Here is a 16,358-nt window from a genome sequence, read left to right on the forward strand (position 1 = left end):
AAGCCTCAGCGCGCCTTGCGCCAGCCTTTGAGGTAACGCACGTGCTCCACGCCGGTGAACCTCGCCAGTCGCGCCAGTTCCGCGTCGAGCTTGTCGAGGCGGCCAGCCGAGGCCCGGACGCCGGGCTCGAGCCACAGCCGACGCACATCCAGCGTGCCGCCCTTGCGTTCGGCCTTCATATCGATCCGGCCGATCAGGCGGTCGCCCTCCAGGAGCGGGAAGACGTAGTAGCCGTACTGCCGCTTGGGCTCCGGCACGAAGACCTCGATGCGGTAGTGGAAGCCGAACAGCCGTTCGGTGCGCTTGCGGTCGCGCAGCAGCGGATCGAACGGGCTCAATACCCGGACGCGGGCGGGCGGCTCGGGCACATCCTGCAACTCGGCGGCGAAGTCGGCGAAGGCATAGGACGGCCGCGCGCGTTCGCCATCGATGGACACGAGCGAGACCTCGCACAGTGCGTCGCGATGACGCGCGACCCAGTCCCGGGCCTCCTGCGGCGACACCAGGTCGAAGAACGCGGAGATCTCGCCGGGCGTCGCGAAGCCCAGCCGCGTCAAGGCCTCCCGGCACGCCCAGTCGACGAACTGGTCAGGGCCGACCTCGCGTTCGTGGAACTCGGCGGGAATCACCCGCACGGCCAGGTCGTAGATCTTCTGGAAGTTCACACGGCCGGCGATCGCGAGCTTGCCGGTATGCCAGAGATACTCGAGCGCGGTCTTGGACGGGTGCCAGTTCCACCAACCGCCGGACGCGTGCCCGGCCGCTTTCAAGTCCCGCGCCAGCACTGGGCCATGGGCCTCGATGTGCGCCAGCGTGTCTTCGAATGCCGCGTCGAAGCCGTCCCCATGCCACTTGCGCCAGCGCTCGCGGAGGATCGGCGCGCGGCGGCGGAAACGATGCTTCCAGTACGGATAGAACGCGGTCGGCAGGATCGAGGCGTCATGCGTCCAGTGCTCGAACAGCGCCCGGTCCTGCTCCAGCAGCGTGGTCAGATGCTCGCGCCGGTAGGTCTGGTTGCGCGAGAACAGGATCTGGTGGTGGGCACGCTCCACCGTGCCGATGCTGTCCACCTGCACGAAGCCCAGATCGGTGATGAGCTGCAGCAGGCCCGACTTGGACAACGCCCGACCCGGCGGCGCGGCAAGCCCTTGCCGCGCGAGAAACAGCCGCCTTGCCGCTACGTTGGAGATCTGGATCGTCATGGCCGGACAAGTGGCGCTTCGCCATTCTGGGTGGGTCGCGTCGCCTTCTGCGGGGATGAGATATCGACCTGTTGCCCAAATTCTGGGCCTGTCCGCGGCCTGGCGCTATGGCGGCGTTCTTCTGTTCCGAGTCTCGAGAGTGACTAATGAGTGCGGTACAACGCCCTGGCACCCACTCCATCCTGTCATAAATGATAGGATTGGCTTGTTTCCTATAATTTATGACAGATATGCGCCGGAGCACGACCGACTACGCCACGCTTGCGGCCCAGAAGACTGCCAAGCATCTGGGACAGATGGTCAAGAATGCCCGTCTGGCACGCGGATGGACCCAGGAAAGTCTGGCCGAACGCGCCAGAGTGAGCCCTGCCACCATGAACCGGCTCGAGCAGGGTGGCGTCAACATCGCCCTGGGCACGTGGCTTTCCGCCTTCGAACGTCTGGGGCTGCTGTCGAAGCTCGACCAACTGCGGGACCCCGTGTCCGAGGCCATCTTGGAGGGCACAAAGACCAAGCGGCCGATCCGTAGCAAGCCTTCTGACCTGGACTTCTGAGCCGAGGTCGACCATGCCCTATGTGTTTGCGTACCTCCCCGGTGAGGTGACTGCGGTGCCGGCCGGCCTGCTCGATCTGACCGAGCTGGGGCCGGAGTTGCAAGCGTCTCAGTTCCAGTACGGCACACGCTACGTGGCGCGTCGTCAGCCGCATGCGATTGCTGTGGATCCGGTTTCGTTACCACTGGAGCGCGCCGGCGAGCGCCTGCTGCCTGTGAATGGCTTGGCAATGTTCGGGGCATTGCGCGATGCCACCCCCGACGACTGGGGGCGGCGCGTGATTGAGAACCGTCTGGAAGTCCCCGCCAACAGCCTGCCCGAGTCGGTCTACATGCTGGAGGCCGGCAGCAACCGGGTGGGTGCGTTGGATGTGCGCGTGGCAGTGGACAGCCCGCCACATCACCCGCGCCTGCCGTCAACCATCGACCTGCAGTATCTGGTCGATGCATCGGAACGGGTTGAGGAAGGTCTGCCGGTACCGGCTCACCTTGCGAACTATTTTGCCGGTGCGCCGTCGCTGGGTGGCGCACGTCCCAAGGCCACTGTGCTCCACCAAGGCATCGAGTGGATTGCCAAGTTCCCGTCCATCCGGGACCGCTTCAACGTGCCCAGCGTCGAGCGCGCCACGCTGGAGCTGGCACGTCGGGCGGGACTGTCTGTGCCCAGGACCGAACTGCAGACTCTGGCCGATGGCCGGCAGGTGATGCTGATCGAGCGCTTCGACCGCATCCCGGTTGCTGATGGAATGAGCCGCAAACATATGGTCAGTGCGCTCACGATGCTGGGCCTGACGGAACAGGACTCCCCGGATGCCAGCTACGCCCAGATCGTCAGGGTGATCGAGCAATGGGGGGCCGAGGGCCAAGTGACCGCCCAGCGCGAAGAGCTGTTCTCGCGGATGGTCTTCAATATTCTGGTCACCAACGATGATGACCACCTGCGAAACCACGCATTTGTGCATGACGACGGGGCGTGGAATCTGAGCCCCCTGTACGACGTGGTGCCCAAACCGCAGGTCGGAACGGCGCGTACCTTGCACCTTGGGGTGGGCCCGAACGGCCGAAAGGCGACCCTGGACAATGCAATTGCCGGCTATGGGGACTTCGGGCTGACCCGGGTACGGGCAGCCCAGTTGATCGACACCGTGGTGGGGATCGTGAGGACGTGGCGAACCGTGTTCGAGGCGTTCGAAGTGTCCGCCAAGGACTGCGACGACGTGGCGACCGCATTCCGCCGTGCAAGTGACATCGGAATGGCCGAGGTGTCGAAATATCTCTAAGTGTGTGCAAGTGGGAGGCAGCGCTGCCCAGCATCAACCGCCGAGCCGTCGGCAATGAATCGTCGATCCTGAGAATCCCGGCAGGTCAAGGGCATGAGCAGTCAGAGCCAGCGGATCAAGCAGCGTTTCTGCCGGCGATCCCGCTTGGGGCGCCGCGTGATATCGATGTTCGGCATGCGAACGCTGCACCGCGCCATCCCGCGGATAGCGGGACGGCGCGGCGGACGCATCACAGCCGGAAGCGGATGCCGAGCATGTAGCTGCGTTCGGGCGAGGCACGGTCGCGCAGGAATTCGGGACTGCCGAAGTAGTTCTGGGTTTTGCTGCCCAGCAGGTTGGTCGCCTCCAGGAACACCGTGACGTTCTCGTCCATCGCATAGTTGAGCGCGAGATCCAGCCATTCTTCCGGGCCGTGGAAGACCTCGTTGGGCTGGTCGCCCGAGGCGCTGAAGCTCACCGCGTAATCGTCGCGCCAGTTGTAGGCCAGCCGCGCGGAGAACGCGTCGTACTCGTACATCAGCACTGCATTCCAGGCCCGCTTGGACACGTTCGCCAGCGGCTGCATCACGCCGTCGGGCGACTCGGCCTCCGCATCGATCCACGTCGCGTTCAACTGGGTGCCCAGGCCGGACCAGGCGCCGGGCAGGAAGTCGTAGAACTGCGTGTAGCCGATCTCCACACCGCGCAGCGTGCCGCTGCCGGTATTGCGCGGGCGGGTGATCTGGTAGGTCGTGCCGTCGATCGTCTCGTCCTCGGCGTAGATCTGCACATAACCGTCGACATCGCGGTGGAACGCAGCCAACGACAGCAGCGCGTTGTCTTGGAAATACCACTCTAAAGAGGCGTCGAGGTTCTTCGATTCCACCGGCGCCAAGTCCGGGTTGCCGCCGCTGCCGCGCGCAGGCAGCGTGTCGGTGGACTCGAACAGCGCCAACTGCGGGTTGAGGTCGGCGAAGTGGGGCAGGGTGATCGACTGACTGTGCGACAGACGCAGCATCAGATCCTCGCGCAACGACAGGTTCGCGCTGAAGCTCGGCAGCCATTCGTTGCGTGCGCGCGTGGTCTGTACCGGTGTCTCGACGCCGTCGACCAACGAGGTGCCGTTGAGCTGGCTCTCCAGCCGCACATGGCGCACGCCGATCCTGCCGTCGACCGGGATTGCGCCGATCGCGAACCCGTAGTTGGCCTGCAGGTATGCGGCGTGGTTGTCCTCGCGGTTGTCGAACTGCACCGCCGGGTTCGCAGGCGGCCGGTCGGGGCCGTGGCCCATCGCCTGGCGGATCTGCGCGGTGCGGCCGAGCAGGACGTCGCGGTTGGCACCCAGCCAGCGATCGACGCCGACATCGCGGTCGCCGTCGAGGATGTTGCCGGGCGTGACCTGCGCCAGGCCCGGGATGTCGGACATCCGGATCGGCGCGCCACTGAGGTTGTCGCGCGCGCCCGGATCGCCGCCGATGTTGGAGGCGTTGCGCCGTGCCAGGCGTACGCCCGCGTCGAGCGAACTGACGATGCCACCGTCGAAGGCGAAGTTGGCATCGGCGCGCCACGCCCACTCGTCGCCCTCCTGCCGGCTCCAGCTGTCGTAGTACTGGCTCAGCCGCCAGGCGTTGGGATCGGTGACGTCGTAGGCGGTCCCGTCGGCGTGCGTGGCCGAGGTGAACGGCACGCCGCGACTGCTGTCGATGGTCAGCCGCGGCACGGTGGTCATGATGTCGAGCACCATCGAGCGGTTGTCCGATTCGCTGTAGGTGTAGGCCAGCTCGCTCGACAACTTCAGCCGCTCGCCCTTCCAGCTACCGCCGATCGCCGCTTGCCAGGTATCGGAACTGTTCTGGTGCGCCTGCGTGCTCGACAGCACGTCGCTATCGCGCAGTTCCACGCGCTGCAGGATGTCGTTGCCGGGCTGGGTGGCCAGCGAGTCGGTGTTCTCCGGCGTCAGCGACCCGGGGAACGGCATCCAGTAGTTGACCCGCGGCGTGTTGCGATAGCCGACGTAGAAACCGTCGGCCCATAGCTCGGTGTTGTCATTGGGCGCCCACTGGAACGCCACGTTCGCGGCCTTGCGCCGACGGAAGCCCTGCGCCTGCAGGTTGCCGGCGTTGAACGGCACCAGCAACTGCCGCGACGGATCCCGCGGGTCGTCGACGCGGTCGTAGGTGCCGTGGAAGGTGTTGGACTCCAGATACGGCGTCTCCTGGTACGACACCGCACCGAGCACGCCCACGCGGCCGGCCCCGGTCTCCCACTGGCGGCTGCCGGTCAGGCTGCCGTTGGTCGCGGTCTCGCGCGCCTGGTCGGCATACAGCGTGGAGACGCTGCCGGCGAGCGTGCTGTCCTCGTCGAGGTCGAACGGGCGGCGCAGCCGGATGTCGACCGCACCGGCGATGCCCCCTTCGATCTGCTCGGCACCGCTGGTCTTGTAGACATCGACCTGTTGCAACTGGTCGGCCGGAATGTCGGCCAGCGCAACGCCGCGCCCGGTGGTGGTGAAGATGTTGCGGCCATTGAGCGTGGTGACCACATTCGGCAGCCCGCGCACCAGCACCGTGCCCACCTCCGCGCCGCCGCGCTGGACCTGCACGCCGGTGATGCGCTGCATCGCTGCCGCGACACTGTTGTCAGGCAGCTTGCCGATGTCTTCGGCGACGATCGAATCGGTGATCTGCGCCGCGCCGCGCTTGGCGTCGAGTGCGCCGGCGACACTGGCGCGCACGCCGCGCACCTGGACCGCGTCGAGGTTCTCCACCTCGTCTGCCGGCGGCTCGGCATCGGGCGCTGCGGTCTGGGCGAAGACAGGCGTGGCAAGGATGGCGGTGGCCAGCGTGGCCAAGGCCAGGCGGCGGCGGTGGAAGTGAACGGCAAACGTCATCGTGCTGCGGAGCCCTCTGTGATCGTGGATCGTCGAGGTGCGCATGTCCGCCTGACCGCAGGCGCAATGCCGCGCCGCCGGACAGTGCCGGCAGCCACGCCACCTCGCCCTTCGCGTCCCCATCACATCCGGGAACGGGCGCGGATTAGACCAATGCAAATCTTAGGATCGTGTCGAGAAGTCGTAAGCGCGATGTCGCGATTCGGCCTGCAATCCCTGCAAGCCCATGCGCCCAGATGCCGTTGCAATCACCGGCGCGCCACGTGCACGCGCCTAGCGTGGCGCCTTCCCCCGACATGGAGACCAGACGATGAACCAGCCCGCACAGCAGCAGTCCGTGCCCGGCGTCGAGCGCAAACTCGATCCGCCTGCAGACCACGGCGAGAACAGCTATCGCGGCAGTGGGCGGCTGCAGGACAAGATCGCGATCATCACCGGCGGCGACAGCGGCATCGGCCGTGCGGTCGCGCTGGCCTACGCACGCGAAGGAGCGGACGTGCTGGTGAGCTACCTGAGCGAGGACGAAGATGCGCAGGAGACCCAGCGTCTGGTCGAAGCCGCAGGCCGGCGCTGCGAACTGGTGCCTGGCGACATTGCCGATCCCGCGCACTGCCGAGCGATCGTACGCAAGGCGGTCGACGCCTTCGGCCGCATCGATGTCCTGGTCAACAATGCCGCCTACCAGATGACCTACGAATCGCTCGACGAGATCCCCGACGACAAGTGGGACTACACCTTCCAGGTCAACGTCAGCGCGATGTTCCACCTGTGCAAGGCCGCAGTGCCGCACATGAAGCCCGGCGCGTCGATCATCAACACCAGCTCGATCAACTCCGACAAGCCCAACCCGACGTTGCTGCCGTATGCGACGACCAAGGGCGCGATCGCCAACTTCACCGCAGGCCTGGCGCAACTGCTTGCTGACAAGGGCATCCGCGTCAACTCCGTCGCACCCGGCCCGATCTGGACCCCACTGATCCCCTCGACATTGCCACCCGATGCCGTCGCCGAGTTCGGCAGCCAGGCCCCGCTCAAGCGACCCGGGCAACCCGCCGAGTGTGCCCCGATCTATGTGCTTCTGGCGTCCGACGAAGCCAGCTACATGACCGGCGGCCGTTATGCAGTCACCGGCGGCATGCCGATTCTGTAGCGAGGCTGCGTTTCTTCACCTCCGCGTGGCGGCGACAGGCGCATATCCCCTCGCAGCCTGCAATCCAGCAGGCGCGAGGAGGCTGTCGTGGACAAGAACCGCAGCGAAGGCATGAAGAACCAAGTCAAAGGCACCGCGAAGGAACTGGCAGGCAAGGCCACCGGTAACACCGCCAAGGAAGTCGCCGGCAAGGCGCAGAAGACCGTAGGCAAGGTACAGAGCGCCGTCGGCAAGGCCAACGACAACGCCCGCAAGGGCCGCTGACCCGTCTCCCTCCCCGCATCGCGGGGATAACGGTCCGCACCGCACCTGCGATACGCATCGCTTGTCTCCCTCCCCCGCATCGCGGGGGAGGGCTGGGGTGGAGGTGCCGTTCGCGAAAAGCCCCAGCCCCCACCCGATGCCTGCGGCATCGACCTCCCCCGCGAAGCGGAGGAGGCGACCGACCGCGCCGCACGCGCGAGCCGCATCGCTCGCTCAGGTCGCACCACTCACTCCCTCCCCCGCATCGCGGGGGAGGGCCGGGGAGGGGGCGCCGTTCGCGAAAAGCCCCAGCCCCCACCCGATGCCTGCGGCCTCGACCTCCCCCGCGAAGCGGAGGAGGCGACCGACCGCGCCGCACGCGCGACTCGCATCGCTCACTCAGGTCGCACCACTCATCTCCCTCCCCCGCATTGCGGGGGAGGGCTGGGGTGGGGGTGCTGTTCGCGAAAAGCCCCAGCCCCCACCCGATGCCTACGGCATCGACCTCCCCCGCGAAGCGGAGGAGGTGACCGGTCGCGCTACGCGCACGGGTCGCATCGCTCGCGCAGGTCGCACCACTCATCTCCCTCCCCCGCATCGCGGGGGAGGGCTGGGGTGGGGGCGCCGTTCGCGAAAAGCCCCAGCCCCCACCCGATGCCTGCGGCCTCGACCTCCCCCGCGAAGCGGAGGAGGTGACCGACCGCGCCGCACGCGCGACTCGCATCGCTCGCGCAGGTCGCACCGCTTGTCTCCCTCCCCCGCATCGCGGGGGAGGGCCGGGGAGGGGGCGCCGTTCGCGAAAAGCCCCAGCCCCCACCCGATGCCTGCGGCATCGACCTCCCCCGCGAAGCGGAGGAGGTGACCGACCGCGCCGCACGCGCGAGCCGCATCGCTCGCGCAGGTCGCACCACTTGTCTCCCTCCCCCGCATCGCGGGGGAGGGCTGGGGTGGGGGCGCTGTTCGCGAAAAGCCCCAGCCCCCACCCGATGCCTACGGCATCGACCTCCCCCGCGAAGCGGAGGAGGTGACCGTCCGCGCTACGCGCGCGGGTCGCATCGCTCGCGCAGGTCGCACCACTTGTCTCCGTCCCCCGCATCGCGGGGGAGGGCTGGGGTGGGGGCGCCGTTCGCGAAAAGCCCCAGCCCCCACCCGATGCCTGCGGCATCGACCTCCCCCGCGAAGCGGAGGAGGTGACCGACCGCGCCGCACGCGCGACTCGCATCGCTCGCGCAGGTCGCACCGCTTGTCTCCCTCCCCCGCATTGCGGGGGAGGGCTGGGAGAGGGCGCCGTTCGCGAAAAGCCCCAGCCCCCACCCGATGCCTGCGGCCTCGACCTCCCCCGCGAAGCGGAGGAGGTGACCGACCGCGCCGCACGCGTGACTCGCATCGCTCGCGCAGGTCGCACCACTCATCTCCCTCCCCCGCATTGCGGGGGAGGGCTGGGGTGGGGGCGCTCGCGCATAATCAGCGTGTCCTGCGATCGATTCCCGGAGTCCCGAACATGCGCATCCATCCTCTCGCCCTGACGCTGTTGCTGCTGCCCGTCGCCGCCTGCACTGGCGCCGCGACACCCGCAGCGGCCGACACCGCCGCCGCGCCGGCTGTGGAGGCAGGCGCGACGCCGGTCGCGCAGGCCGCCGACACCCAGGTCCTGCCGCGCATGCGCGTGCACAAGACCGCGACCTGCGGCTGCTGCGGCAAGTGGGTCGAGCACATGCAGCGCGATGGTTTCGAGGTCGAGACCATCGATGTCGACGACCTCGCTGCAGTCAAGACACGCCTGGGCGTGCCCGACGCGATGGCGTCCTGCCACACTGCCGAGATCGACGGCTACTTCGTCGAAGGCCACGTGCCTGCGGCCGACGTCCGCCGCCTGCTGGCCGAGCGCCCCGACGCGCGCGGGATCGCGGCGCCGGGCATGCCGATGGGCTCGCCCGGCATGGAGATGCCCGATGGCCGCAGCCAGGCCTACACTGTCGAATTGGTCGCCAACGACGGCACCCATCGCCCGTTTGCCGAGCACCCGGCCCGCTAGGCCCCGTCGGCACGAAGCCGCATGGACCTGAATCGCCGGCCGGGCAGGCACCCCATTCACGCGACCGCGCCGCATAATCATTGGCCGCGCGCGGCCTGCGCGCAGCCTGTTTCGTTGCCCGGAGTTCTGCATGCGCGTTCGTTCCCTGACGCTGGCCCTGTCGTTGCTGCTGTCGCCCGCGGCGTTCGCGCAGGAGACCGCGCCGTCCCCCGCAGATGCGGCCCCGGCCCAGGACGCGCCCGCCGAGCAGCCCGCGCCACAGGACGAGGCCCAGGACGCGACGCCGGCCTCGGACGATGACGCCCCCGACGACGCTCAGGCGGCCCGCGAGGTCGCCGCCAGTGACGACCCGGACGCGATCGAACACGCCTCCAATCGCGTGCCGCTCGAAGAAATCCGCCGCTACGTCGGCGTCTTCAACGCCGTGCGCCAGGCCTATGTCGAGCCGGTCGAGGACCGCAAGCTGATGGCCTCGGCCATCCGCGGCCTGCTGCTCGACCTCGATCCGCACAGCGTCTACATGGAAAAGGACGCGGCGGAAGCCTTCGACGAAGGCACGACGGGCGCCTATGAAGGCATCGGCGTGGAAGTGATGTACCTGCCCGACGGCAGCATGCGCGTGATCGCCCCGATCGACGGCACGCCGGCCGAGAAGGCCGGCATCCGCGCCGGCGACGTCATCGTCAGCGTCGATGGCCGAACCCTGACGCCGGCCGACAACGAAGGCCATGGCCCGCTGCGCGGCGCATCGGGCACCGCCGTGGTGCTCGGCGTACTGCGCGATGGCGAGCGCACGCCGCTGGAGATCCGCGTCCAGCGCGAGACCATTCGCGTGGTCAGTGTCCGCGGCCGGATGCTCGAACCGGGCTATGGCTACGTGCGCGTGAGCCAGTTCCAGGTCGATACCGCAGCCGCCTTCAGCCGCACCGTCGGCGAACTCGCCAGCCAGAGCGGCGGGCGCCTGCGCGGCCTGGTCATCGACCTGCGCAGCAACCCGGGCGGCCTGCTGACCTCGGCGGTGCAGATTGCCGACGACCTGCTCGACAGCGGCGACATCGTCAGCACCCGCGGCCGCATCCCGATCAGCGACGCACAGTTCAGCGCCACCCCCGGCGACATCCTCAACGGGGCCCCGGTCGTCGTGCTCGTCGATGTCGGATCGGCCAGCGCCTCGGAAGTGCTGGCCGGCGCACTGCGCGACAACGGCCGCGCGCGTGTCGTCGGCAGCCGCACCTTCGGCAAGGGCTCCGTGCAGACCGTGCTGCCGCTCGACAACGGCGACTCGGTCAAGCTCACCACCGCGCGCTACTTCACGCCCAGCGGCCGCTCGATCCAGGCCCGTGGCATCGACCCTGATGTCGTGCTGCGTCCCGAGAACGCCAGCACCGACGCCGACGCCCCGCGCGCTGCCAGCGCGTACACCGAGGCCGCACTGCCCGGTCACCTGCGCGGCGACGAAGAGGACGGCAGCACCGGTGGCGAAGCCCTGCCGGGCGATGCCCCGATCGCCGCAGCGTTGGCCGAGCTCAAGAAGCCCTGGACCCCGACGGTCCCACCGCCCGAGACCCCGGCGGCAACCCCGGCGACCCGCTGAGTCCCTCCAGCGGCGCAGGCGGCAACGCCCGTGTCAGCCGCCGCTGCGTGCGCAGGCGTTCGCCGATCACCAGAGGGCGACGTCATGCAGCGCCACCTAGCGTTGTCGAAGCGTATGCCCGGACAGGATCAGCGCGCCGTCTCAGCGGCGACACAGCGAGCGCGCGTCGACCCTGTAACGCAGCGAGCCGTCCTTGTACTGGTCGGTGACCGCCGGAAGCTCCCAGCGGCTGCCCACGCGGACCGACGACCCGTAGCAGCGCTTGCCGGCATAGACAAGACGGTGGACTCGGCCGGTATCGAGGTTGCGCAGGTCCACGTACAAACGCGATTCGAAATTCGACGACAGTACCTCGAACATCTGCGGCGTCCGGGTGCTCGACACCGGCTTGGGCTGAAGCTCGTGCACGAGCAGGACGAACCCGAAGGCCGCCATGAACCCCAGCAGCAGCTTGTGCTTCAAGTCCATCGTCGATTCCCCGAAGGCGCCCCCGTGCGCGCGTCTACTCTACGCGCCCCGGCAGCATGACCGCGGATCGACGCGAGCCGTGGAGGCATGCGCATGCCAAGCGGCAGGAGATCAGATACTCGAAGCGGTGCCAGGAAGATCGCTGCGCAACGCGGCGAACGGGATCGTCCCGTTCGAAAGATGGCGCGCCTGGAGGGATTCGAACCCCCGACCAATGGCTTCGGAAGCCACTACTCTATCCGGCTGAGCTACAGGCGCGTTGTCCGGCCGACCACCGCGAAACGGAGGAGGGCGGCCGGGGATTGTAGCTCAAACAGGCACTCGCAATGCACCCGGCTACCGATACCGCCCGCGTCGACGTGGGCGAAGCGGTTGGTCCTCATGCCACGCCCGGCGTCGGCGCCTTGCTCCCTCACCCGCGAGCGGGGGAGGGTTGGGGAGGGGGCATGCCTTCTCCCCAGGCACCACCCCGCCTTCAGCCCCCCGCCATCCCGGCTCACTACAATCGACCCACGCTGCGCTACCAGCGCCCGGCCCCCCCACCCGGATCCCCATGCCCTGGAAAGCCCTGACCCTGCTCGGCGACGCCGTGCTCGTCGTGCCGCTGCTGGCCGGTCTGGCGGTGTGGTTGCGCGTACGACCGGCGGCCCCGCGGCTGTCGAACACCGAGCTGCTGCGATGGGCCGGCATCGCCGCCGCCAGCCTGGCCCTGGTGGCAGGCAGCAAGATCGCGTTCTACGGCTGGGGCACCGGCATCCGGCGCTGGGACCTCACCTGCTTCAGCGGCCACGCCGTCCTTGCCTGGTTGCTTTGGCCGGTGCTGTTCGCGCTGCTCGTGCCGCCCCAGCGTCGCGCCCTGCGTGTCACGGCAACGCTCGCCGGCGCTGCACTCGCCATCATGGTCGCCTGGTCGCGCGTGCCGATCGGCGCGCATCCGCCCAGCGAAGTAATCGCCGGCATGGCATTGGGTGTATGCGCGTGCGTCTTTACGTTGTATCTGCTGCGCCGATTGGCGCTCGATCTGCCAGGCGTTGCCGTCGCGGCAGGACTGGCGGGGACGCTCGTAGTCGGCAGCACGCAGGCGATGCCCCGGCCCGACACCGAGCGCTGGTTCGCGAAGGCCGGCGTTGCGCTGTCGGGAGCGGAGAAGCCGCAGTCGCGCCGACATTGGCGCGACTGAGCTGACGTCGCGCACCACACGCTTCACCGCCAACGGCGCGTGGTACCGACATCGCTATCCGTTCTGTCCTCTTCGCCGGCCTCCCCGTCCGCGGAGGGAGGCCGGCGCACACAGCACCGGACGGTCACAACGCTCTCTACGACCCCTCCGCCCCCTCCACCGACAACAGCACCACACCCGCCCCGGTCGTGATCCGCACCCGGCGACCGACCGTGAAGCCCAAGGCCTCCAGCCACAGACCTCGCAGGCGCAACATCGGGACTTCATCATCCCCCCGATAACGATCGCGCGTCGCGTAGTAGACCGACCCGATCGTGCAGCGCCGGGGGCGGCGCGCACGACGCGGCCTCACCGGATCGGCGTAATCGGGGACAGCACGCAACACCGGATACAGCGTGGGCTCCGAGCGCTCCCGACACCTCCAACCCGCCAACGCAGGGGCGGTATCAGGCAATGGGGCCTCATGGAGAGAGCCAGCGCGGCGCACGAACGGCCCATAGGGCAGCAGGTCTTCGCTCATGACAAGGGCTCCCACCAGGCAAGAAGGCAACACACAACAACCAACGCAAGACAGGACATGGCAATGCTCCGTGACAGGCGAGCACCGCGCGCCAAGCGCGTGGCGCCCAGGACGAAGAACCGGCAATGAGCTCCGTGGACGCGAGCAACGGCATGCGAACGATCCGCAAACACACCAGACCGATCGCGAGCCTGCGAAGGCCGGGCACGGCGTGATGCGCATGCCCGGCCGCGCCGCCGCTCAGTGCAGGGAAGTGCCCAAAGGCCGTGCCGAGACCGCCCCATACGCCGGCCGCGCTTCCCGCACCCCGCGTCGAGGATGACGTCCCTGCGCGAGCCGCTGGTCATCCAACTGCTCCAGGATCGCCCGCAATGCGTCCGTGCCATCGACGATCGCCATCCCCAACGCCGGCAGCGTGTCGTCGGCCAAGTCATCATTTCCGGAAGCAATCACGTCGCCATGCGCCGTGAGCGTCTGCACCAACCGGTCCAAGGCATCCATCTGGTCGAGCGTCACGCCATACACAAACCGCTCGCCGTGCCCGACGTCCTCATCGTCGCCGTCCCCATCATCCCCGTTAGGACCGTCTGCCTCCCACGCGTCATGATCCGCGTCCTCTCCGTCGCCATGATCCGCGCACCCACTCTCACTATGACCCGCGCACTCCCCGTCGCCATGCCCCGCGCCTTCCCCGGCGGCATGACCCACTCCCTCCCCGGTGGCATGACCTACTCCCTCCCCCGCATGCGGGGGAGGGCTGGGGAGGGGGTGCTCCTCAGCCTCATCCAACGCCGAAGCGCCCACCGCCGCCGACCGTCGCGCCACATCCGAAATCGCCTCCAGCACCCGCTCCGCCTGCTCGGCCAACAAGCCCAGGCAAGTCGCCAGCTCCGCCATGCGCACATCGGGCACGCCGTCCCGTTCCTCATCCTGCGTGCGCGGCTGCGCCAGCCGTGACAGGAACACCATATGGTCGTGCAGTTGCTTGAGCCGCACTTGCCCCGGCTCGGTCAGGAAATAGCCCGGCAGGGCGCGGTCATTCGCTGCTTGGTCCGACATCTCAACCTCCTCACTCCATCGAAGGGGCCCGCCCACCGCGAGACGGCGGACGGGAAGTCGGGAGGTTAGAAACCGCGAACAGTCGGCGGGCGTATTTCCCCGAAGGGTGTTGTATTAGCCGCCCTCCCGACGCAGGCATCGCGTCGGTCTGCGCCCGCACGTGCACGGACACAAAAAACCCACCGGTTTGACGGAGGTGGGGACCGCTGTTCGAGGAGTTTCTACGCTCCTTGCCGCGGAGTCTGCGATGAGGCGGCATCGTGAGTCAAGGTCGTCTGTGTCAGAAAAGCCCGTCGCTTTGCGTAGGGAAATTCCGATTTTGACTAGGGTGGTCTTCCGTCACTCGTCGCGGTTGTCTCGAAGAATCGGTGCAAGGCGCTTCGCAATCTCTCTGGCGGCATGCATGCTCGGGTGATGCGCATCGAATAGCAAGGCGGTGTCATCGATCACCAAGTCGCAGTGCCCGTTTCGGCAGAACGCCTCGGTAGGTAGTACCAGGTTGGCATTGGTCCTGACCAGTCCCCGGAATGAGGCGATTCCCGTGGTGTCGAACACGACGTCTCGACGACCACCCCTCGCGAGATAGGTAGGTACATCGACGTGCCCGTCGATGGAGGGATAGGGTCCTATAATGACCACTCGCTTACCTGCGGCATTAAGTTCGGCGGCTGTGTATGCAAGTTGCTCCTGCAGTTCACGAGATGCCGAGAACGGAATGCCGTAGTAGGAGGCCAGGACCACGGTCCGAATCGACGCGTCCGACACAAGAAAATCAAAGACTCGCTCGTTGTGCTTTGGGCACAAGGGGCGATCGCTTCTCGCAGTCCGTCCCAGCGCGGGCGGGCACGCCGAGTACGTGATCTCCCGCACAGGTATTCCCTGCTCGCTGATTGCCTGCGCGAGTTCAACCCCGTGGCTGTCGCCCCAGACCGCCACTTGAGGGGCACCATCGCCGAGAACGCAGGCGCGGCTCAGATCCGGCGCACCTCCGTCGAAATGGCACCGCGTCCGAGCAGGACTGACGTCGTTCCTGGACATGTCGAATGCGAGCACATTCGCGGGCAAGCGGGAAGGCCAGCCATCCAGCGTTGTGTAGAACAAAGACGATGCAACTACCAGAGCCGAACATGCGCCGACAAGCAGGCCGAGTCGGTGCGGCGTAAAGGCGGTGCGGTTACGAGTCGGTGTCTCGATCCAACGCCAGGTCGCCCACGCGGCGGCACACGACAGGACGACCACCGCGACCTTGCCCAGGCTGGACCCCAGCCAACCGAGGTTGCGGAACATGACGATCAGCGGCCAGTGCCAGAGATAGAGCGAGTACGAGATCAAGCCGATGAGCACCAGCGGGCGCAACGAGAGGAACCGGCCGGTCCAGCTGTGCTGGCCGCTGAAGATTAGCAGAGCGGCGCCTAGCACGGGGACGGTCGCCGCATACCCCGGAAACACGGTGTTCTTCGAATAGGTGAATACCGGAAACAGGATCAGGAACAGGCCGATCAGGCCCAGCGCATTATCGCGCCACGGCATCGCGTTGGGGGATGACGTACGTCCGATCATCAGCAAGGCGAGCCAGGCGCCTGCCAGGAGCTCCCATGCTCGTGTGGGCAGCAGGTAGAAGGAGCCACTCGGCTTGGATGGCGTCAGGTAGACACAAAGCGCCCATGAGGCCAGAAGTCCAGCGCCGACCAGCAGGAGTCCGTATCTCGGTGCGTATCGCAGGACCAGGAAAAGCAGCAGCGGCGCGATGAGATAGAACTGCTCCTCTACGCCGAGCGACCACATGTGAAGCAGCGGCTTGGCTTCCGCGTCCGCAGCGAAGTAGCCTGACTGTCGCCAGAAGTTGATGTTCGCGACGAAGAAGAGCGCCGAGACTGTGTCGCGCCCGAGGCTGAGGAACTCGCTGGGCAGCAGGAAGATCGGCGATGCGGCCAGCACGAAGGCGAGGACCGTCAGCAGAGCCGGGAAGATGCGCCGGATTCTGCGCTCGTAGAAGGAGAAGACGCTGTAGGTCTCTTCGGCGAACTCGCGGATGAGAATCGACGTGATCAGGTACCCGCTGATCACGAAGAAGACATCCACGCCGACGAATCCGCCGGAAAACCCGGGGAAGCCTGCGTGATACAGCAGGACCGGCAGGATTGCCAGCGAGCGCAGGCCGTCGATGTCGGGCCGATACTTCTGTGATGCCATCTGGAGTCGTCT

General features: G+C 67.4%; 13 protein-coding genes and 1 tRNA gene. 7 read left to right on the forward strand and 7 right to left on the reverse strand.

All coding sequences use genetic code 11. From position 1 onward, the window contains the following. Positions 1-5 precede the first annotated feature (5 nt). On the reverse strand, positions 6-1,202 hold the full coding sequence (locus tag WAF18_RS15785; protein WP_337245952.1) for a winged helix-turn-helix domain-containing protein: 1,197 nt from the start codon (positions 1,200-1,202) through the stop codon (positions 6-8). Between the two features lie 230 nt (positions 1,203-1,432). Between WAF18_RS15785 and WAF18_RS15790 the strand changes: the two genes are divergently transcribed. Both WAF18_RS15790 and WAF18_RS15795 read left to right on the forward strand, forming a co-directional pair. Then, positions 1,433-1,756, forward strand: a complete 324-nt coding sequence (locus WAF18_RS15790; RefSeq protein WP_337245953.1) for a helix-turn-helix transcriptional regulator — start codon at positions 1,433-1,435, stop codon at positions 1,754-1,756. 13 nt (positions 1,757-1,769) lie between these two features. Then, positions 1,770-3,035 carry a HipA domain-containing protein gene (locus WAF18_RS15795; RefSeq protein WP_337245954.1) on the forward strand — a complete coding sequence of 422 codons (1,266 nt, stop codon included), beginning with the start codon at positions 1,770-1,772 and terminating at the stop codon, positions 3,033-3,035. Between the two features lie 229 nt (positions 3,036-3,264). Here the strand turns inward: WAF18_RS15795 and WAF18_RS15800 are convergent, their stop codons facing one another. Continuing rightward, the gene (locus tag WAF18_RS15800) at positions 3,265-5,904 is read right to left on the reverse strand and encodes a TonB-dependent receptor (protein WP_337245955.1); all 2,640 of its coding nucleotides are present in this window, start codon (positions 5,902-5,904) and stop codon (positions 3,265-3,267) included. A 310-nt stretch (positions 5,905-6,214) separates the two neighbouring features. Here WAF18_RS15800 and WAF18_RS15805 point away from each other — a divergent pair, with 310 nt between their 5' ends. The 4 genes from WAF18_RS15805 (at position 6,215) to WAF18_RS15820 (ending at position 10,926) form a co-directional block, all read left to right on the forward strand. Then, complete coding sequence (locus WAF18_RS15805; RefSeq protein ID WP_337245956.1) at positions 6,215-7,054, forward strand: SDR family oxidoreductase; 840 nt, start codon at positions 6,215-6,217, stop codon at positions 7,052-7,054. An 87-nt stretch (positions 7,055-7,141) separates the two neighbouring features. Next, positions 7,142-7,318 carry a CsbD family protein gene (locus tag WAF18_RS15810; protein ID WP_337245957.1) on the forward strand — a complete coding sequence of 59 codons (177 nt, stop codon included), beginning with the start codon at positions 7,142-7,144 and terminating at the stop codon, positions 7,316-7,318. 1,480 nt (positions 7,319-8,798) lie between these two features. Then, positions 8,799-9,332, forward strand: a complete 534-nt coding sequence (locus WAF18_RS15815) for a DUF411 domain-containing protein (RefSeq protein ID WP_337245958.1) — start codon at positions 8,799-8,801, stop codon at positions 9,330-9,332. 130 nt (positions 9,333-9,462) lie between these two features. Continuing rightward, a complete protein-coding gene (locus WAF18_RS15820) occupies positions 9,463-10,926 on the forward strand; it encodes a S41 family peptidase (protein ID WP_337245959.1) in 1,464 nt (487 codons plus the stop codon). Positions 10,927-11,067: 141 nt separating this feature from the next. On the opposite strand, the gene WAF18_RS15825 is transcribed toward WAF18_RS15820, so the two are convergent. Together WAF18_RS15825 and WAF18_RS15830 are read right to left on the reverse strand one after the other, a co-directional pair. Next, positions 11,068-11,394: a hypothetical protein gene (locus tag WAF18_RS15825; RefSeq protein ID WP_337245960.1), complete on the reverse strand. Its 327-nt coding sequence runs from the start codon at positions 11,392-11,394 to the stop codon at positions 11,068-11,070. Positions 11,395-11,575: 181 nt separating this feature from the next. After that, positions 11,576-11,652, reverse strand: a tRNA-Arg gene (locus WAF18_RS15830). A 295-nt stretch (positions 11,653-11,947) separates the two neighbouring features. On the opposite strand from WAF18_RS15830, the gene WAF18_RS15835 reads away from it, so the two are divergent. Continuing rightward, positions 11,948-12,574: a phosphatase PAP2 family protein gene (locus WAF18_RS15835; RefSeq protein ID WP_337245961.1), complete on the forward strand. Its 627-nt coding sequence runs from the start codon at positions 11,948-11,950 to the stop codon at positions 12,572-12,574. Positions 12,575-12,710: 136 nt separating this feature from the next. On the opposite strand, the gene WAF18_RS15840 is transcribed toward WAF18_RS15835, so the two are convergent. From WAF18_RS15840 to WAF18_RS15850, 3 genes are all read right to left on the reverse strand, one after another. Further along, positions 12,711-13,094 (reverse strand): SymE family type I addiction module toxin, encoded by a 384-nt coding sequence (locus WAF18_RS15840; RefSeq protein WP_337245962.1) that lies wholly within the window; start codon positions 13,092-13,094, stop codon positions 12,711-12,713. A gap of 240 nt (positions 13,095-13,334) precedes the next feature. Next, positions 13,335-14,153, reverse strand: a complete 819-nt coding sequence (locus WAF18_RS15845; RefSeq protein ID WP_337245963.1) for a hypothetical protein — start codon at positions 14,151-14,153, stop codon at positions 13,335-13,337. Between the two features lie 339 nt (positions 14,154-14,492). Continuing rightward, positions 14,493-16,346 carry an acyltransferase family protein gene (locus WAF18_RS15850; protein WP_337245964.1) on the reverse strand — a complete coding sequence of 618 codons (1,854 nt, stop codon included), beginning with the start codon at positions 16,344-16,346 and terminating at the stop codon, positions 14,493-14,495. Positions 16,347-16,358 lie beyond the last annotated feature (12 nt).

This window comes from Luteimonas sp. gir (assembly GCF_037198055.1).
Lineage (GTDB): Bacteria > Pseudomonadota > Gammaproteobacteria > Xanthomonadales > Xanthomonadaceae > Luteimonas > Luteimonas citri_A.